Origin of the sequence: Microbacterium sp. NPDC056234, assembly GCF_042267585.1 — a bacterium.
Classification (GTDB): Bacteria; Actinomycetota; Actinomycetes; order Actinomycetales; family Microbacteriaceae; genus Microbacterium.
Genome location: NZ_JBHJTE010000001.1, coordinates 1,022,820 through 1,040,222, shown reverse-complemented (window position 1 = coordinate 1,040,222; position 17,403 = coordinate 1,022,820). Strand labels below are relative to the sequence as shown.

Below are 17,403 nucleotides of genomic sequence, written 5' to 3'. Positions count from 1 at the left end.
GTGGCGTCTCGTAACGCCGTATTGCACGAGTGCGCCCCGTGACCGAGATCACGGGGCGCACTCAGGTTCGGCAGCCGTCAGGCCTGCAGGTCCCCCGCGTGACGCAGCACCAGCGGCCCGAGGAAGACATCCGCATCGGCATCCGCCGGCGCACCGGTGACGACGAACTCGTGACTCTCGCCTGCCAGCAATGTCACGAGTCCGCTGTCGACGGCGGCATCCTCGTGACCACGGTCGGCCAGGATGAAGACGTCACGGACATATGATCGCGCCGTGATCCGCACGCGGACGTCGTCGCCGACGCGGTTCGCCTCGGAGGCGAGGGCATCCTTCTCCAGGCGCTGCTCCACGACCTCGGCGAAGTCGTGGATGCCGCGCGCGAAGCCCGTTGCATCCACCACCAGAACCTCGCCGCTCGCGTCCTGAGGAGTGCTGAGTTCCTCGGGGATCGCGAGCGTCTGCACGCCGCGAGCCGAGAGCTCCGCGGCGATCGACGTCTCCGCCAGGACCGTGCCGTCGAAGGCCTGGCGGTGCACCACGACCTGTCCCGTCCAGGCGTCCGCGTGGTCGTTCAGCAGTACGGCCGCCAGCCCGCCGTCGCGCGGCTGGACGGTGATGAAGCGCGGCTCGTAGACCGCCTTGAGCGCGTACCACAGGGGTTTGCGGCGCTCCTCGAAGTCCACGGCTGCCCAGGAGATGACCGGCCAGTCGTCATTGAGCTGCCACACGATCGAACCGGTGTTGTACGGCGCGAGCGAGCGGAAGTGCGAGATGCCGAACCGCACCGCCGCCGCCTGATTCAACTGCGTCGCCCAGTGCCAGTCATCGATCGTGGCCGGCTTCGGCAGGTGCGGCAGGTATCCGCGCTCGAGCTTGAGATTGCCCTCGTGCGCCTTCTGGTGCACGAGCATCTGCTCGCCGTACGGCTGGAGCGGGCTGTCGTGCACGGCATCCACGAGCGTGGTCCATGCCGGCGGGCCCTGGAAGCCGAACTCCGCGACGAAACGCGGCTTCCACTCGGAATACGCGGTGTAGTCCTTCTGGTTCCACACGTCCCAGATGTGCACGGTTCCGTGGGTGTCCAGGTTGGGGCTCACGTACGACGAGAAGGAGTAGGGGCTGCCTGCGGAGTAGAAGCGGGTCGGGTCGAGTTCGGCGATCAGGCGGGGGAACAGCCGGCGGTAGTAGCCTTCGCCCCATGTCCTGCCCTCCAGACGCGGGCGCCATCCCCAGTCCGTGTATCCGACGATGTTCTCGTTGTTGCCGTTCCAGATCGCCAGGGATGCGTGCCCCGAGAGGCGGGTGATGGCCTCACGCGCTTCGGCCTCGACCTCGACCGCCAGCCACTCCTCCTCCGCATAGGCGGCGCAGGCGAACAGGAAGTCCTGCTGCACCAGCACGCCCTGCTCATCGCAGATCTCGTAGAAGTCGTCGGCTTCGTAGATCCCGCCGCCCCAGACGCGGAGCAGGTTCATGTTCGCCTCTGTGGCATCCGCGATCCGACGCGCATAGCGATCGCGGTCGACCTCGGTGGTGAACGCGTGGTCGGGGATCCAGTTGGCTCCCCTGATCTGCACGAGCTGGTCGTTCACCTGCACCGCGTATGGGCTGCCGTGCTCATCCGGGGCGATGTCGACCCGGATCGTACGGAAGCCGACGCGCCCCGTCCAGACCTGAGTCGTCGACGCGTCGTCCGCCCTCACGCGGACCACGACGTCATACAGGGGCTGGGCGCCGTGGCTGCGCGGCCACCAGAGCTGCACCTCCGGCACGTCGACGCGCACGGATACCGCGGACTCGCGGTCGGCGAGTTCAGCCGCGGCCACCCGTCCGTCCACCTCGACCTCGACCGTGAGCGGACCCGTCTTGAGGGCATCCGAGCGCTCGATGTCGACGTGCGCGTTCAGGATGCCCGTGGTGCCGTCGACGTCGACCAGCGGGCGCACGGAGGCGATCCGCAGCGTCGACCAGCTCTCGATGCGGATCGGCTTCCAGATTCCGGATGCCGCGACGTCGATCCCCCAGTCCCACCCGAAGCTGCTCGCCATCTTGCGAAGGGCGTTGTACGCGTGGTGGTTGGTATGCGGGCGCGGACCGTGCTGCTCCGACCGTGCGAGGGCCGCGGGGACAGGAGCGGTGAAGTCGATGCGCAGCTCGTTACGTCCCGCGACCAGCGCGGCCCCGATGTCGAAGCGGTACGAGCGGTGCTGATTCTGGGTGCGACCGATCTCCACGCCGTTCAGCGTCAAGGTCGCGATCGTGTCGAGCCCTTCGGCGACCAGGTCACGGCGCTCGGTGCCGTCCTCGACCCAGTCGAAGCTCGTCTCGAACGACCAATCGACATCACCGATCCACTGCTGGTCTGTTTCGTTGGCACCGTCGAAGGGCTGCGCGATGAGACCCGCACGATGCAGGTCGAGGTGCACGGAGCCGGGAATACGAGCCGGCACGGCGACACCGGTGATCCCCTCGGGGGCCGGTCCCGCGACGGCGGTGACGGTCCAGTTCTCGGACAGTTCGATGACGGCCATACGGCTCCTTCGCCTTGAGGCACCCATCAGTCAGGTGCGTTACTTAGTTACACAATCTAACAAAGCAGTGCGCGTGAGCGAAACCCCGACGCGGGAGGACGTCGGGGTTTCGGCGGGGCTCACCAGGCGGCAGCGACCTCCGCGTGCGTCCGGAGGATGCCCTCCGTCGACCCCGCCGGAGCCCGCCCGATGCCGCATTCCGTCGCGACGCCGAACGCCGGCGCGAAGACGGATGCCGCGGCGATTCGCCGCCGCGCCCCTTCGACACCGTCCTCACGGTGCACGAGTCCGAGATAGAGCTCCTCGACCGGCTCGAGCGCCGCGAGAGCGGCGAAGTACGCCTCGTCATCGCGCTCGATCGGCACCGGCAGATGCAACCACGTCAACGGCCGGGATGCCGCGGCCATCACGGCATTCGCATAGCGCACGAGGTTTCCGGCATCCGTCGGCTCGACGAAGTGCCGCTCCCCCGCGTCGCCGTAGCAGAGGTGCACGCCGACCTCGGCATCCACCGGGACGGCGTCGACCAGCGACGCGAGCCGCGCGACCAGGCCGTCGAAGGGATCACCCGGCCACCAGGCCTCCATGACCTTCCCGTAGCCGGACGCACGTTCGATGATGCCCATCTCGCTGGCGACATCCCATTGGACGGCGAGGTCCTCGTGCGGGATCGCCTCGGCGATGCGCTCCAGGTCGCGCAGCATCGCGGCCGTGTAGACCGGTTCGATCGCCGCGCGGTCGTCGCCAGCGAAGAACGATGAGACGACCGCGACGGGCGTCGGCAGCGACACCTGGAAACGCACCCCCGCAGGCACAGCGCCTTCGGCCCGCAACCGCACGAAGATCGCATAGGACTCGATCGCGGCATCCGCGTAGCCGAGCGGAGGCAGCTCGATCGCCGCGGCGTCCACGCCATCGGCGATGCGCAGCGGTCGCGCGTCCAGCCCGGCGGGGAACGGAATCGGGTGGTCGCCGACCCGCTCGATGCCGTCGGCCTGTCCGAGCACGTCCGGCTGGAACATGATCCAGTGGAATCGCCTGCCGACCTCGCCATCGGGAATCCGCTTCAGCAGATCGCCGAGCATCTCTGCGGCCACGCGCATCGTCTTCTCGGCATCATCGAAGTTCACACTGCCCACGAGAAGGGCACCCTGCGGCGTCGTCATGTCTCCAGGCTAGCCGCGCGGTACCTCCGACCCCGACGCCCTGCAGCCCACGGCCCGGCTGGTTAGGATGGCCTCAACGGATGCCGCTGACCAGGAGGCGCACCATGGGCTTCGTCACCTCACCCGCCCTCGACGAGACCGGGTACGTGGTCCTCGACCGCGACGATCGGGCCATCGACCCCGCCGAGTGGCAGGATCTCGAGTACATCGGATGGCGCTCCTCCGGGGTCACCCGCTTCGCCCCGCTCACCAGCTATGCCGGTGACGTCGACTGCAACGGATTCTGGAACCACACCCCGCCGCGCACCGACAAGGACGGCGTCTGGATCGAATCCCAGATCGGGACCGCGCCGACCATCGTCGCCCGCGCGCAGGAACCCGGCGCGAACATCGGCCGCTGCCGTGTCATCGAGCTGCAACCCAACACATACGCCGACGCGATCTACAACCTGCATCAGGACGACAACAACCGCCTCAACGAGGACGGCACAGGGTGGGTGGTCCGCGGATCCCTCAACCTCACCGACGATCCCGATTCTGTGATGATCCTCCGCGAGGACCGCTTCGACCCGGCCACCGAGGTGCGGCTGCCGCTGCCTGCCGGCTCACGCGTGATCGTCGACACCCAGCGCTTCTGGCACGCGGTCTGGCACCGCGGCGCCTCCCCGCGATACTCGCTCATCACCTCGTGGACCTCCGGCCCCGAGCTGGACGCCTACATCGCGGCGGGGCACGGCGATCCGCACGCGCAGAGCATCGCTCTCGATCAGCAGCTCGTGGACGACGCGCAGGTCGAACTGCACCGCCGCATCGAGGAGCGCCGCCGGGCCTTCGAGGCGGCCGGCATCACGATGGAGCCTCCGGCTTCGCTGTACGGCTGAGTTCCCGGGCCGGATGCCGCGGCATCCGCTGTTCGGAATCGCACCGGACTCAGGCGACGGCCCCGGCCAGGTCGCCGGCGAGCCTCAGCCGGACCGTGCATTCCTCGGCCCGCTCCGGTGCGAGCACGCAATCGGCGACGAGTGGGCCACCGGCCTCGGCGAGGACGCCCTGCATCAAACCGAGGTGCACGGCGCACAGCACCGGACGGTGCTCGGGACGCCCTGCCGCATGCGGGCAGGGCGTCAGATCGACTGTGAGCGCGTCATCGTCGATCACCGGCTCGAATCCGCTCTCCTCCAGATGCTCGACGAGGGCATCGAGCTGATGCGTGGCGTCGCGCGCGAGGTCGGGCGCGGTGGAGGGCAGCATCCGCCGCAGCAGGTCTCCGCGGCGGGCCGCCGCCGTCACCTTCTCGCGAGCCACCGGGCTGGACGCCTCCGGTGCACCCGTCGCGGCGCTGTACAGAGTCCGCGGGCGACCACGAGTGGTGCGGTGCTCGGTGGACGCGATGACGTAGCCGCCCTCGATGAGCCGCTGAAGATGCTCGCGGATGGTGTTCGCATGCAACCCTGTCGCCTCGTGCAGTTCCTTGATCGAACGCTCGGGTCGTGCCTGCACCAGGTGCAGGATCTGCACCCGGGAGTAACTCGAGATGGGTCCGTATGCGGGTCTGGCGGTGGCCATGGGTCCATTGTGTCCGACCCGCCTGATCGGATGCCGCAGTGCGGGCCGTGAATAACCGTCGCCGTCCCGAGCTCCCGATCGCCCGGGTTGTCGGATGCCGCGACTAGCCTGAACCCATGGCAAAAACCCGTCCTGCTCCCCCGGCTTTCGTCTGCACCGAGTGCGGGTGGACGGCCTCGAAGTGGGCGGGTCGCTGCGGCGAATGCCAGCAGTGGGGCACGGTGGTGGAGCAGGCGACGTCGGTGGGGATCGCCCGGCCGCAGGCGACGGCGCTCGCTCCGGCCGCAGACCGCGTCGCACGCCCGATCACGCAGATCACCACCGCCGAGTCCCCCCGACGCACGAGCGGTGTCGGCGAGTTCGACCGCGTGCTCGGGGGCGGCGTCGTACCGGGCGCGGCGATCCTGCTGAGCGGTGAACCCGGCGTGGGCAAGTCGACCCTGCTGCTCGAGGTCGCCGCCCAGTCGGCACGCGCTGGGCGTCGCGTGCTGTACGCCAGCGCCGAGGAATCTCCGGCGCAGGTGCGTCTGCGCGCCGAGCGCACCGGAGCGCTGCACGACGAGCTGTACCTGGCCAGCGAGACGGATCTCGCCACGATCCTCGGACACATCGACGATGTGCAGCCCGGGCTCGTGATCGTGGACTCCGTCCAGACCGTGGCGTCGTCGCTCATCGACGGTGCCGCCGGGCAGCCGAGCCAGGTGCGCGAAGTCGCGGCGACGCTCATCCGCGTCGCGAAGGAACGCAGCCTCCCGATCATCATCGTCGGCCATGTGACGAAGGACGGTCAGATCGCCGGTCCACGACTGCTCGAGCACCTCGTCGACGTCGTGTGCCATTTCGAAGGCGACCGGCAGACGTCGCTGCGCTTCATCCGCGCCCTGAAGAACCGCTTCGGCCCGACGGACGAGGTCGGTTGTTTCGAGATGGCCGGTGACGGGATCCGCGAGGTTCCCGATCCCTCCGGGCTCTTCCTGTCGCAGGGCGCCGCCGAACCAGGAACCTGTGTCGCGATCGCGTTGGAGGGCCGGCGTGCGATGCCGGTCGAGGTGCAGGCGCTGACGATCAAGGCGTCGGGTCCGAATCCGCGCCGCGTCGTGCACGGGCTCGACGGGTCGCGCGTGGCGATGGTGCTGGCGATCCTCGAGCGTCGAGCGGGCATCCCGACCGGCAGCCTCGACGTCTACGTGTCGACGGTCGGCGGCGTGCGCTTCACCGAGCCGGCGGCCGATCTCGCGATCGCGCTGGCCGTCGCCGGCTCCATCGAGCAGATCTCCGTCCCCCGCTCGATCGCCGCGGTCGGTGAACTCAGCCTCGCCGGAGAGGTGCGCCCGGTCACGCAGGCCGCGCAGCGACGCAGCGAGGCGGCGCGACTGGGCTACGCGAGGGTGGTCGATGAGCGCTCGCAGACGCTGCGCGCGGCGATCGACGACGTCCGAACGCACGGCCGCCAGCGGCGTGCCATCGACGACATCCCGCCGTTCTGATCCGTCGGTCTCCCGCGCCCATGGCTGCCATCGGCGCACCGCACTCCCCGCGCGACTTTCGGTCGCGCGTCGGGCGAGCTCACCGGCGCCGGACCCACCGCAGGAGCGACCATTCGACCGGGCCGGTCACGACCGGCGACTTCCGGGCCCGGCATCCCACCACAGGCGCGGCCGGACTTACGCCAGCGCCTTGAGCAGTTCCTGCGGCTCGGCCTGCATGGGATGCGGCCCGGCGATGTCCAGGAACACCGTCGTCACGGTGTCGGCGTGCTTCGCGAGGAACGCGCGCAACCACTCCGCCGAGTAGATGCCGACGCCCGGCGGCAGATTGGCCGGCTTGTTCTTCGCATCGCTGAACAGCAGCAGCGCGACGTCGCCCGTGTGGGGATCGCGATACGTCCAGACCTCACCGCTGTCGAGCGGATTGTCCCTGGCGCCTGGCTTGACCAGCGGTACGACGGTGATGCCGTGCCGCAGTGCCAGTGCGACCGCTGCCACGTCCTGTTTCTCGAGCGCCTTGGCGAGTGCCTCGGACCGGAAGTCTTCAGGTGCGGGCTTCTTCGCGATCTTCTTGCGGGCCATGCATCCATCTTAGAGATGGGGCCCTCTCGAGTCCTCCATTGGGGACTGGGGTACTCGAAAGGGCCCTCGGACTCTCGATCGGTGAGTGTCGAAGCGCTGGGGACGCTGAATACGACGCCACTGGGGATGGCATGAACACCGAATCAGTTCCGAGAGTCATCTCTATGGTATCCCAAACACTCTGGGAAATCAGCCAGCACATCGAAACGCTTCTCGCGTTCAGGCGCTCACTGCAGGATGATCTGCCGCGTGCCCGCGCTGTCGAACCCGCCGATGGAGACGGCCACGTGATACGACGCTCCGCCGGCAGGCGCGCGCTGCCGATTCTCGTCTTCGCACGTGGTCGTGCTCGACCGCGTGCGGTCCCAGACAAGAGGCGTGGCGCTCGGCACGGTCTGGCCGGCCGTGAGCGTCACGATCATGCTGCTCGATTCCGCCTGGCAGTCCGTGGAGCGCCACCACAGGTCGTCGCCGCTGGTGATCTCGAAACGCTGGGTCGCCGTTCCGACATCGATCGTGCAGTCCGTCGTCCCCTTGTTCGCGAGCGAGATCGACAGTTGCGGCAACTGATCGGGCGCGTAGGTCTCGGCATCCGTCACGGCGAGCACCTCGATGTCGGCGGCTTCGCATGCGACGACGCCCGGGGTCTCGGCTGCCGACGGCGTGGGCGTCTGAGCGGCGGTCGGCGCAGGGCTGCCTTCCGGAGTCGCCGTCTGGCTGGTCGTCGGCTGAGGGGTCGCCTCCGGGGCCTCCCAGGGACGCGCGATCAAGGCCCAGGCGCCGGCTGCGACCACAGCGATCACGAGCAGCAGCACCAGCACGACAGCCAATCGTCGGCGGCGGTACACCGCGGCGGTGGGCTTGGCCATCACAGTTCCTTCAGCATCCGCGTGTTCCCGAGCGTGTTCGGCTTCACATGGGCGAGATCGAGGAACTCCGCCACACCTTCGTCCGGGCTGCGAAGCAGTTGCGAGTAGACGTCCGGGTCCACGACCTGCTCACCGATCGGCGCGAAACCGCGGCGGGTGAAGAAGTCCACTTCGAATGTGAGGCAGAACAGCCGGCTCAGTCCGAGCTGCACAGCCCGGTCTTCGAGCGCGCTGACGATCGCGCCGCCGACGCCGTGGTGCAGCCAGTCCTCGCGGACGAGCAGTGTGCGGATCTCGCCGAGGTCCTCCCACATCACGTGCAGCGCGCCGCAGCCGATCAGCTCGCCGTCATCGCGCTCCGCGACCACGAACTCCTGCGTTGCGCCGTAGAGCACCGCGAGGTCTTTGCCGAGGAGGATCCGTCGGTCCACCATCGGCTCCAGCAGGCGATGGATGCCGAGGATGTCGGCGCTGCGCGCGGGGCGGACGGTATAGCTCACGGCATCCAGCCTAGAACTCGTCGGCTGGGCACTCCGTGCGCATCGCCCGAGCAATTTAATTGCCTCTGGCAACTATCGGGCGTACGCTGACGAGATGGGATCGCATCTGCCGGAACTCCTGACCGCCCTCACGCGCCTCACGACGCACTGGTCGTCGGCGAGCACGCAGTATGCCGTCGCAGCCGCGGCCGGCGTCGACGTGGACCCGATCGACATTCCACCGCTCTATGTGCTCGGCCTCGAGGGGCCCGCACGGGCCGGCGATCTCGCGATCGCCCTGCGCCTGACACGGCCCACCATGAGCAAGCAGCTGAGCCGGCTGGAGCGAGCAGGACTGATCGAGCGAGCACCCGACCCGACGGATGCGCGCGCCTCGATCATCCGGCTGTCCGCGACCGGCCACGACGTCCACGAACGTCTGGTCGCGCAGGGACTGTCGATGGTGACGGACGCGCTGTCCGGTTGGGGGCGTGCGGAGGCTGCACTGTTCGTCCCCCAGCTCACGCGATTCGTCGAGGCCCTGACAGACATCCCGACCGCAACCGCGATCGGCGAAGGAAGACCGCCGACGCGGTCATGAAACGGAGGACACAATGGCACGCACGTATGTCGTGACCGGATCGGCATCCGGCATCGGCGCCACCACGGCGAAGCTCTTGAACGAACGCGGCGAGCGCGTGATCGGGGTCGATCTGCGAGGCGCTGACGTCGAGGCCGATCTGTCGACCTCACAGGGACGCATCGATGCGGCCGCCCGCGCCGTCGAACTCGCCGGTGGAACCATCGACGCCGTCATCGCGTGCGCGGGCATCTCGGCACCCATCCCGAAGACGATCTCGGTGAACTACTTCGGCGTCACGGAACTGCTCCAGCACCTGCGCCCCGCGCTCGCGAAGTCTGCGGCACCGCGCGCCGCCGTCGTGTCGTCGATGGCTTCGCTCCAGCCGAACTCGCCCGAGATGGTCGAGGCCGCCCTGTCCGGTGACGAAGCGGAGGCACTGCGCATCGCGGAGGGACTCACCGCCCAGGGCCCCGAGCTGGGCTACCTCGTCTACCCGGCGTCGAAGCGTGCACTCGCCCGCTGGGTGCGCCGCACCTCGATCACGCCGGAATGGGCGGGTGCCGGCATCCCCCTGAACGCCGTGGCACCGGGTACCGTCGTGACGCCCATGACCGCGGGGCTGCTCGAAACGGCCGAGGGCCGTGCGATGGTGGATGCCGCCGTGCCGATGCCGCTGAACGGCCACCAGCCTCCGGAGTCGATCGCGAACCTGCTGATCTGGCTGACAAGCGTCGAGAACAGCCATCTGGCCGGACAGGTGATCTACGACGACGGCGGTGCGGACGCGACGCTGCGCGGAGACGACATCTGGTCCTGGAACGACTGACGTCCGTCACTGCCCGGATACGACGAAGGGCGGATGCCTCAGCATCCGCCCTTCGTCGTTCAGATCACTCTCCGCTGGCGACAGCCAGGTCGGGAGTTCCGGGGATCGTGCCGCCGCCGGTGTTGATCCCGACCGAGACCTTCTCGCCGCGCGGCTTGGTCTCGAAAAGGAACTTGCCCTCGGCCGAGTCCACCTTGACGTGGTCTCCGGCGTTGAGCTCGCCGTGCAGGATCTTCTCGGACAGCTGGTCCTCGATCTCACGCTGCATCGCGCGGCGCAGCGGCCGGGCGCCGAGCGCCGGGTCGAAGCCGACCTCGATCAGACGCTCCTTGGCGGCCTGCGTCAGCTCGACCGTCATGTCACGATCCAGCAGGCGGTCGCTGAGACGCTTGGTGAACAGATCCACGATCTGCACCAGCTCCTCCTTCGACAGCTGCGGGAACACGATGACGTCGTCGACGCGGTTGAGGAACTCGGGCTTGAAGTGACGCTTGAGCTCCTCGTCGACCTTGCCCTTCATCCGCTCGTAGCTGGTCTGCGCGTTGCCCTCGATCTGGAAGCCGACGGGGCCTCCGGCGATCGCGGACGAACCGAGGTTCGTCGTCATGATGATGACCGTGTTCTTGAAGTCCACGATCCGACCCTGTCCGTCGGTCAGGCGACCTTCTTCGAGGATCTGCAGCAGCGAGTTGAAGATGTCCGGGTGCGCCTTCTCGATCTCGTCGAAGAGGACCACGCTGAACGGCTTGCGGCGCACCTTCTCGGTGAGCTGGCCGCCCTCTTCGAAGCCGACGAACCCCGGAGGGGCACCGAACAGCCGCGAGACCGTGTGCTTCTCGCCGAACTCGCTCATGTCGAGCGAGATGAGAGCGCCCTCGTCGTCGAAGAGGAATTCCGCGAGCGCCTTGGCGAGCTCGGTCTTTCCGACGCCGGTCGGGCCCGCGAAGATGAACGAACCGGACGGGCGCTTCGGGTCCTTCAGACCGGCACGCTGGCGACGGATCGTGCGGGACAGGGCCGCGATGGCCTCCTCCTGCCCGATGACGCGCTGGTGCAGCGCCTTCTCCATGAAGACGAGTCGCGAGGACTCCTCTTCCGTGAGCTTGAACACCGGGATGCCGGTGGCCTGTGCGAGCACCTCGGCGATCAGGCCTTCGTCGACGACCGCCTGGGTCGCGACGTCGCCCGAACGCCACTGCTTCTCGAGGCGGAGCCGCTCGGCGAGCAGGCTCTTCTCCTCGTCGCGCAGGGAGGCGGCCTTCTCGAAGTCCTGCTCCTCGGAGGCGGCTTCCTTCTGCTCGCGGACGGCGGCGATCTTGTCGTCGAACTCGCGCAGCTCCGGCGGGGACGACAGGATGCTGAGACGCAGGCGTGCGCCGGCCTCGTCGATCAGGTCGATGGCCTTGTCCGGCAGGAAGCGGTCGCTGACGTAGCGGTCGGCGAGGTTCGCCGCGGCCACGAGTGCGCCGTCCGTGATCTGCACCTTGTGGTGCGCCTCGTAGCGGTCACGGAGACCCTTGAGGATGTTGATCGCGTGCGGGAGGCTCGGCTCGTTGACCTGCACCGGCTGGAAGCGGCGCTCGAGCGCTGCATCCTTCTCGAAGTGCTTGCGGTACTCGTCGAGCGTGGTCGCACCGATCGTCTGCAGCTCACCACGGGCGAGCAGCGGCTTCAGGATGCTGGCCGCGTCGATCGCACCTTCGGCAGCACCAGCACCCACGAGGGTGTGGATCTCGTCGATGAAGACGATGATGTCGCCGCGGGTGCGGATCTCCTTGGTGACCTTCTTCAGGCGTTCCTCGAAGTCACCACGGTAGCGGGAACCGGCGATGAGGGATCCGAGGTCGAGCGAGTAGAGCTGCTTGTCCTTCAGCGTCTCGGGCACATCGCCCTTGACGATGGCCTGCGCGAGCCCCTCGACGACGGCCGTCTTTCCGACGCCGGGCTCGCCGATCAGGACGGGATTGTTCTTCGAGCGGCGGGAGAGGATCTGCATGACCCGCTCCGCCTCCTTCTCGCGCCCGATGACCGGGTCGAGCTTGTTGTCGCGCGCGGCCTGGGTCAGGTTGCGACCGAACTGGTCGAGAACCTGCGAGCCGCCCTGCGCGCCGCTCGGGGTGTCGTGCGCCTGCGCGCCGACGGCGGCCGGCTCGCGACCGGGGGCGCCGGAGAGCAGCTGGATGACCTGCTGGCGGACCTTGTTCAGGTCGGCGCCGAGCTTGACCAGCACCTGTGCTGCGACACCCTCGCCCTCGCGGATGAGGCCGAGCAGGATGTGCTCGGTTCCGATGTAGTTGTGGCCGAGCTGCAGCGCTTCACGCAGGCTCAGCTCGAGCACCTTCTTGGCACGGGGGGTGAAGGGGATGTGGCCGGTCGGCTGCTGCTGGCCCTGGCCGATGATGTCCTGCACCTGCTCGCGCACCGCGTCGAGGGAGATGCCGAGACTCTCAAGCGCCTTGGCGGCGACGCCTTCACCCTCGTGGATGAGGCCGAGCAGGATGTGCTCGGTTCCGATGTAGTTGTGGTTGAGCATCTTCGCCTCTTCTTGGGCGAGGACGACCACTCGACGGGCTCGGTCCGTGAATCTCTCGAACATTGTCAACTCCTTGGTTCGCACGGGGCGAATGCACTGACGCCAGACGGCTCTTCAGCGCCTGTACATCGAGAGTAACGACCACCGGGGCGAGGTATGCCCGTGTTCGCCGTGGGCATAGCCCTGGGCGACGGGGTCTTGACAGTCTTTATCGACTGTCGTTATGTTAACGACCATCGATAACAACGACTATCGATATGGGGTGGAAACTGATGAATCGCAATGCAAAGCCGTCCATGCTGGAGGCCGTCGCGCTCGGAGTCGTCGCCACAGGTGCAGTGAGCATCGCCATCGGCGCCGGGGTGGGCGCGACGACGGCCGCGATCGAGATCTTCGGGTCTCCGGTGCCGGTCTCGCTGCCGGTGCATGAAGCACCGATGGAAGCCCTCGCGGATGCCGCGGGCGTGGCCTCGGCGGAGTACACGCAGTCGCTCGTGTCATTCGATTCCCTGGACGGCGGGACCCGCTGGCTGCTGTGGGGAGAAAGCGCTCTGCCCGCACTGGCCACGATCATCGTGTGCATGGCGCTGTGGTGGCTCGGCTTGTCGCTGATCCGTCAGCGCGCGTTCCGGAACTCGATGGCCTCGGTTCTGGGAACCGCGGCGGTCGCGCTCGTGTTCGCGGGCATGGTCGCCCCGCTTCTCGGCGCCATCGCTCGCGCGCAGGTGGTGGAGCAGCTCCCCTCCTCCGAAGCCGGCATGTTCTGGATGTTCCTGTACCAACTCGACCCCGCTCCGATCGGCTGGGGCATCGCACTGGCGCTGGTCGCGACAGCGTTCGAAGTGGGACAGCGCCTGCAGAAGGAAACGGAAGGGCTGGTCTGATGGAACCCACGCGATCTGAGCGCGCGGACGCGTTCACCGTGCTCCTCTACGGTCTCGGCGCGGCGGTCGTGGTCGGCATCGGCACCTGGCTCCGAGGTGCCGCCGTGTTCCGCGATGACGGGATCGCCTGGGTGATTCCGATCGATGAGCAGCCGATCGACGCCACCGCGGAGTCGGGTGCGATCGCGGTCGAGGGCATCGCGCAGGAGGCGCTCATCTTCGCCACGGATATGAGCGCAGGCGCCGTCGCCGCGATCATCGGCAGCATCGCCCTCTGGGCGCTGACCGCGCTCGTGGTCATCAGCGCGGTCATGCTGGTGGCGTTCAACTTCCTTCGTGGCCGAGTCTTCGTCCCCGGCAATGCGTGGGCGTTCACCATCATGGGCTGGGTGCTGTCACTGGCGCCGTTGGTGATCGTCGCGCTCGACAACGTCGCGCGCAACGGCGTGCTCGCCGCAGCGGGGTTCGGCGAGGGCGAGACCGTGCATCCGATCGAGTTCTGGGCGGCGATTCCGGTGGTCGCCGGCGGTATCGCCGTCGGCCTCATCTCTGTCGCGTTCCGGCGCGGCATTCGGCTCCAGAAGGAAACGGAAGGGCTCGTCTGATGATCACATTCGGTGGCGACCTTTGGACTTCGCTCGGGTGGATGGCGCTGGTTCTGGCTGTCATCGCCGCAATCATCGGCGTCGTCGTGTGGAGGGGACGGCGGCGCGGCAGCAAGACGATCGCATTGGATGCCGCGCTGGCGATCTCCGGTTGGTGGGTCATGATGTCGGCAGTGGGCGTCATCATCATCGTGGTCAAGACGTTCACGGTGGACTGGGCCGAGCTGGATGGCGCGACGACCGTGTGGCTCGAATGGCCTGCCGGCCTGCCCTGCGCCGAGTTCGGCGCCGCAGGGATGCTGACATGCGGTGGAGAGGAGTTGTCCGAATTCACCGTCGGCGGAGCATCGCTCGGACTCCGGATGCTGGCGGCGTCGGCGCAACTGTGCGCAGCGGCGTTCATGACGATCCCCGCGGCGATGCTCGCTGCGATCTGTTTCCAGACACTGCGCGGACGCCCGTTCTCGCGCACCGTGACACGGGTGCTGACGATCGGAGCCGCAGCGGTGCTGACGCTGGGGATCGCATCGGATCTTCTGAAAAGCATCGCCGCGACGGCCGCTCTGCGCGAAGTGTTCGATGCGTCCTCCGCGTGGTACCCGACGCGCTTCCAGCTGACGGTGACGCCTTGGCCGTTCGTCGCGGCACTCGGGTTGCTCGCGCTGGCAGCCGTGTTCCGTGAGGGGATGCGCCTGCAAGCACAGAAGGACGTTCTCGAGCGCGAGACGGAGGGCTTGGTATGACCCCGGCCGACTCCGACGACGAGTTCACCGGGATCCATTGCCGACTGGACGAGTTGCTCGCCGAACGCGGGATGACGTTGACGGAGTTGAGCGCTCGGGTCGGGGTCTCGATCGTGAACCTGTCGGTGCTGAAGAACGATCGGGCCAGGGCGATCCGATACTCCACGCTGCGGGCGATCTGCGATGCGCTCGAGTGCGAGGTGGGCGAGCTGCTCGTGCTGGCGTAGCGCGCCGTGGCGCGGCGGCCGCATGGGGCGCGTGCGGCGGCCACATGGGGCGCGTGCGGCGGCCACATGGGGCGCGTGCGGCGGCCACATGGGGCGCGCGCGTCGGGCGCATCGGCGTGGAGGAGCCACCGCGCCGTGGTCAGTGAGATCCGATGGACTCTCAACGTCGAGACACAGGGTGCGGTGGCTCACTGTCAGTGTCCGCCTCTTGCCGCTCGGGCACAAGGCGTTCATCGAGCGCCCGCCGAATCGATGGGCACCTCTCCCCACCATCCGTACCTATCAATCAGCTGAGAACGCGATACCGTGGTTGCCATGAACAGCGACCGGAAACTGCGTACCCGCCTCCTCACCGCTGTGCCGATCGCGGCACTGGCGTTCTCCCTCGCGGCGTGCGGCGGCTCGGCCGCTGAGCGCCCCTCCACCGACGAACTCACCGAGGGCGTGACGGTCATCCTCGAAGACGGCGGCATCGCCGTCGGCGACGCCGAAGACGATCAGCTGACCACTGCCCAGGTCGACTGCATCTCCGACGAGCTCATCGCCTCCGACATCTCCGACCAGGACCTCGCCAACCTCGCGGAGGGCAAGGACGAGCAGACCTCGGAGGAGGCATTCGACCTCGTCCAGACGACGATGACCGAAGCCGTCCAGACCTGCGCGGCGCCCGCGGAGTGACCTCCCGCTGAGACGCTCCGGCAATCTCAGCGCACCCTCCGAACAGTGACGGATGCTTCGGCATCCGTCACCGTTCGTCATATCCACCCTGGGAATACGCTGAACGGCTTAGCGTTGACTCCCATCGGCGTGCGCCCCGGCACGCCCAGGATTCGGAGTTCCCCATGAGCACCACCTCCCGCGCCCAGAAGGCGCCAGATACCCGCAGCCCCGCGCGCAAGCTGCTGACGTCGTTCGGCTTCCAGATCATCGCCGCCCTCATCCTCGGCATCGTCGCCGGACTCATCGGCCGCCAGCTGGGCGCCTCGCCCGAGAACCCGACCGTTCTCTCCGACACGCTCGACAAGATCGGCAGTTCGTACGTGACGATCCTGCGCGCGGCCGTGGTCCCGCTGATCTTCACCGCGATCGTCGCGAGCATCTCCAACCTGCGCCGCGTGCAGAACGCCGCACGCCTGGCCGGACAGACCATCCTGTGGTTCTGCATCACCGCGTTCATCGCCGTGATCATCGGCATCGTGCTCGGCCTCGTCATCCAGCCGGGCGCCCGCGCCGGTGAGGGCCTCGAGCCAGGCGACCCGTACACGGTCGGCACCTGGTGGAACTTCCTCCTCGGGATCATCCCGCAGAACTTCCTCGGCCTCACTGTTTCGACCGGCCCCGGCGCCGCGGAAGGCACCTTCGCCTCCAGCGTCGGCTTCAACATCCTGCAGGTCATCGTCGTCGCCGCCGTCATCGGCATCGCGGCGCTGAAGGCCGGCAAGAAGGCCGAGCCGTTCCTCGTCTTCACCGAGTCGCTGCTCAAGGTCATCCAGCGCGTGCTGTGGTGGATCATCCGCATCGCCCCGATCGGAACCTTCGGCCTGATCGGATCGGCCGTCATCAAGTACGGCTGGGACAAGCTCGTCGGCCTCGGCTGGTTCGCCGGCGCGATCTACATCGGACTCGCGCTCGTCCTGTTCGTCGTCTACCCCGTGATCGTCCGCACCCATGGTCTCTCGATCAAGCAGTACTTCTCGGGTGTCTGGCCCGCGGTGCAGCTGGCCTTCGTCAGCCGCTCCTCGATCGGTACCCTGCCGCTCACCGAGCGCGTGACCGAGCGCAACCTCGGCGTGCCCTCGTCCTACGCGTCGTTCGCGGTGCCGCTCGGCGCGACCACGAAGATGGACGGCTGCGCCGCGATCTACCCGGCCATCGCCGCGATCTTCGTCGCGCAGTTCTTCGGCATCCAGCTCGACTTCTTCCAGTACCTGCTGATCGTGCTCGTCTCGGTGCTCGGTTCGGCCGCGACCGCCGGAACCACCGGCGCCGTCGTCATGCTGACCCTCACCCTCTCGACGCTCGGCCTGCCCCTGGAGGGCGTCGGCCTGCTCCTCGCGATCGACCCGATCCTCGACATGGGCCGCACGGCGGTCAACGTCGCCGGTCAGGCGCTCGTTCCGACGATCGTCGCCAAGCGCGAGGGCATCCTCGACGAGGACCTCTACAACGCCTCCCGCGAGGGCCTTCCGTTCGCCGACGACTCCGGCGACGAGACGGATGCCCCCGAGAAGGATGCCGAGGTCGCTGCCGCTCGTTGAGCGTGCGCCCTCCCTCGCTCGTTGAGCGAGCGAAGCGAGACGAAACGCGGTCATTGCCCTGAGC

At 67.9% G+C, this 17,403-nt stretch carries 17 protein-coding genes; 10 read left to right on the top strand and 7 right to left on the bottom strand.

The window, feature by feature from the left end; genetic code table 11:
* Positions 1-77 precede the first annotated feature (77 nt).
* Positions 78-2,531, bottom strand: a complete 2,454-nt coding sequence (locus tag ACFCYE_RS04930) for a glycoside hydrolase family 2 protein (RefSeq protein ID WP_376176797.1) — start codon at positions 2,529-2,531, stop codon at positions 78-80.
* Positions 2,532-2,650: 119 nt separating this feature from the next.
* Positions 2,651-3,697 (bottom strand): hypothetical protein, encoded by a 1,047-nt coding sequence (locus tag ACFCYE_RS04925; protein ID WP_376176795.1) that lies wholly within the window; start codon positions 3,695-3,697, stop codon positions 2,651-2,653.
* 104 nt (positions 3,698-3,801) lie between these two features.
* Between ACFCYE_RS04925 and ACFCYE_RS04920 the strand changes: the two genes are divergently transcribed.
* Entirely contained in the window at positions 3,802-4,578 is a 777-nt protein-coding gene (locus ACFCYE_RS04920) for a hypothetical protein (RefSeq protein ID WP_376177145.1), read from the top strand.
* Between the two features lie 49 nt (positions 4,579-4,627).
* On the opposite strand, the gene ACFCYE_RS04915 is transcribed toward ACFCYE_RS04920, so the two are convergent.
* Positions 4,628-5,263 (bottom strand): helix-turn-helix transcriptional regulator, encoded by a 636-nt coding sequence (locus ACFCYE_RS04915; RefSeq protein WP_376176793.1) that lies wholly within the window; start codon positions 5,261-5,263, stop codon positions 4,628-4,630.
* Positions 5,264-5,379: 116 nt separating this feature from the next.
* Here ACFCYE_RS04915 and radA point away from each other — a divergent pair, with 116 nt between their 5' ends.
* Positions 5,380-6,750: a DNA repair protein RadA gene (radA, locus tag ACFCYE_RS04910; RefSeq protein WP_376176791.1), complete on the top strand. Its 1,371-nt coding sequence runs from the start codon at positions 5,380-5,382 to the stop codon at positions 6,748-6,750.
* 177 nt (positions 6,751-6,927) lie between these two features.
* Here radA and ACFCYE_RS04905 read toward each other — a convergent pair whose 3' ends face one another.
* The 3 genes from ACFCYE_RS04905 to ACFCYE_RS04895 form a co-directional block, all read right to left on the bottom strand.
* Complete coding sequence (locus ACFCYE_RS04905; RefSeq protein WP_376176790.1) at positions 6,928-7,332, bottom strand: dehydrogenase; 405 nt, start codon at positions 7,330-7,332, stop codon at positions 6,928-6,930.
* A 227-nt stretch (positions 7,333-7,559) separates the two neighbouring features.
* A complete protein-coding gene (locus tag ACFCYE_RS04900; RefSeq protein WP_376176788.1) occupies positions 7,560-8,201 on the bottom strand; it encodes a hypothetical protein in 642 nt (213 codons plus the stop codon).
* Positions 8,201-8,701 (bottom strand): amino-acid N-acetyltransferase, encoded by a 501-nt coding sequence (locus tag ACFCYE_RS04895; protein WP_376176787.1) that lies wholly within the window; start codon positions 8,699-8,701, stop codon positions 8,201-8,203. Before ACFCYE_RS04895 ends, ACFCYE_RS04900 begins: the two co-directional genes overlap by 1 nt.
* Positions 8,702-8,795: 94 nt before the next feature.
* On the opposite strand from ACFCYE_RS04895, the gene ACFCYE_RS04890 reads away from it, so the two are divergent.
* Positions 8,796-9,281 (top strand): MarR family winged helix-turn-helix transcriptional regulator, encoded by a 486-nt coding sequence (locus ACFCYE_RS04890; protein WP_376176786.1) that lies wholly within the window; start codon positions 8,796-8,798, stop codon positions 9,279-9,281.
* A gap of 13 nt (positions 9,282-9,294) precedes the next feature.
* Positions 9,295-10,089, top strand: a complete 795-nt coding sequence (locus ACFCYE_RS04885; protein WP_376176784.1) for an SDR family oxidoreductase — start codon at positions 9,295-9,297, stop codon at positions 10,087-10,089.
* A gap of 64 nt (positions 10,090-10,153) precedes the next feature.
* On the opposite strand, the gene ACFCYE_RS04880 is transcribed toward ACFCYE_RS04885, so the two are convergent.
* Positions 10,154-12,685, bottom strand: a complete 2,532-nt coding sequence (locus ACFCYE_RS04880; protein ID WP_376176782.1) for an ATP-dependent Clp protease ATP-binding subunit — start codon at positions 12,683-12,685, stop codon at positions 10,154-10,156.
* A gap of 209 nt (positions 12,686-12,894) precedes the next feature.
* Between ACFCYE_RS04880 and ACFCYE_RS04875 the strand changes: the two genes are divergently transcribed.
* The 6 genes from ACFCYE_RS04875 (at position 12,895) to ACFCYE_RS04850 (ending at position 17,339) form a co-directional block, all read left to right on the top strand.
* Entirely contained in the window at positions 12,895-13,506 is a 612-nt protein-coding gene (locus ACFCYE_RS04875; protein WP_376176780.1) for a hypothetical protein, read from the top strand.
* The gene (locus ACFCYE_RS04870; protein ID WP_376176778.1) at positions 13,506-14,111 is read left to right on the top strand and encodes a hypothetical protein; all 606 of its coding nucleotides are present in this window, start codon (positions 13,506-13,508) and stop codon (positions 14,109-14,111) included. Before ACFCYE_RS04875 ends, ACFCYE_RS04870 begins: the two co-directional genes overlap by 1 nt.
* Positions 14,111-14,854, top strand: coding sequence for a hypothetical protein (locus ACFCYE_RS04865; RefSeq protein WP_376176777.1), 744 nt, complete (start codon positions 14,111-14,113; stop codon positions 14,852-14,854). Before ACFCYE_RS04870 ends, ACFCYE_RS04865 begins: the two co-directional genes overlap by 1 nt.
* Positions 14,851-15,081, top strand: a complete 231-nt coding sequence (locus tag ACFCYE_RS04860) for a helix-turn-helix domain-containing protein (protein ID WP_376176775.1) — start codon at positions 14,851-14,853, stop codon at positions 15,079-15,081. Before ACFCYE_RS04865 ends, ACFCYE_RS04860 begins: the two co-directional genes overlap by 4 nt.
* A gap of 315 nt (positions 15,082-15,396) precedes the next feature.
* Entirely contained in the window at positions 15,397-15,759 is a 363-nt protein-coding gene (locus ACFCYE_RS04855) for a hypothetical protein (protein ID WP_376176773.1), read from the top strand.
* A 164-nt stretch (positions 15,760-15,923) separates the two neighbouring features.
* Positions 15,924-17,339, top strand: a complete 1,416-nt coding sequence (locus ACFCYE_RS04850; RefSeq protein ID WP_376176771.1) for a dicarboxylate/amino acid:cation symporter — start codon at positions 15,924-15,926, stop codon at positions 17,337-17,339.
* The last annotated feature ends 64 nt before the right edge of the window (positions 17,340-17,403 follow it).

What these genes read in the sequence shown, in the direction of transcription:
- ACFCYE_RS04925 (WP_376176795.1), bottom strand. Translation starts at nt 3,697, where the DNA reads ATGACGACGCCGCAGGGTGCCCTTCTCGTGGGCAGTGTGAACTTCGAT.
- ACFCYE_RS04885 (WP_376176784.1), top strand. Translation starts at nt 9,295, where the DNA reads ATGGCACGCACGTATGTCGTGACCGGATCGGCATCCGGCATCGGCGCC.
- ACFCYE_RS04915 (WP_376176793.1), bottom strand. Translation starts at nt 5,263, where the DNA reads ATGGCCACCGCCAGACCCGCATACGGACCCATCTCGAGTTACTCCCGG.
- radA (WP_376176791.1), top strand. Translation starts at nt 5,380, where the DNA reads ATGGCAAAAACCCGTCCTGCTCCCCCGGCTTTCGTCTGCACCGAGTGC.
- ACFCYE_RS04920 (WP_376177145.1), top strand. Translation starts at nt 3,802, where the DNA reads ATGGGCTTCGTCACCTCACCCGCCCTCGACGAGACCGGGTACGTGGTC.
- ACFCYE_RS04855 (WP_376176773.1), top strand. Translation starts at nt 15,397, where the DNA reads ATGAACAGCGACCGGAAACTGCGTACCCGCCTCCTCACCGCTGTGCCG.
- ACFCYE_RS04880 (WP_376176782.1), bottom strand. Translation starts at nt 12,685, where the DNA reads ATGTTCGAGAGATTCACGGACCGAGCCCGTCGAGTGGTCGTCCTCGCC.
- ACFCYE_RS04850 (WP_376176771.1), top strand. Translation starts at nt 15,924, where the DNA reads ATGAGCACCACCTCCCGCGCCCAGAAGGCGCCAGATACCCGCAGCCCC.
- ACFCYE_RS04865 (WP_376176777.1), top strand. Translation starts at nt 14,111, where the DNA reads ATGATCACATTCGGTGGCGACCTTTGGACTTCGCTCGGGTGGATGGCG.
- ACFCYE_RS04860 (WP_376176775.1), top strand. Translation starts at nt 14,851, where the DNA reads ATGACCCCGGCCGACTCCGACGACGAGTTCACCGGGATCCATTGCCGA.
- ACFCYE_RS04875 (WP_376176780.1), top strand. Translation starts at nt 12,895, where the DNA reads ATGAATCGCAATGCAAAGCCGTCCATGCTGGAGGCCGTCGCGCTCGGA.
- ACFCYE_RS04930 (WP_376176797.1), bottom strand. Translation starts at nt 2,531, where the DNA reads ATGGCCGTCATCGAACTGTCCGAGAACTGGACCGTCACCGCCGTCGCG.
- ACFCYE_RS04905 (WP_376176790.1), bottom strand. Translation starts at nt 7,332, where the DNA reads ATGGCCCGCAAGAAGATCGCGAAGAAGCCCGCACCTGAAGACTTCCGG.
- ACFCYE_RS04870 (WP_376176778.1), top strand. Translation starts at nt 13,506, where the DNA reads ATGGAACCCACGCGATCTGAGCGCGCGGACGCGTTCACCGTGCTCCTC.
- ACFCYE_RS04890 (WP_376176786.1), top strand. Translation starts at nt 8,796, where the DNA reads ATGGGATCGCATCTGCCGGAACTCCTGACCGCCCTCACGCGCCTCACG.
- ACFCYE_RS04900 (WP_376176788.1), bottom strand. Translation starts at nt 8,201, where the DNA reads ATGGCCAAGCCCACCGCCGCGGTGTACCGCCGCCGACGATTGGCTGTC.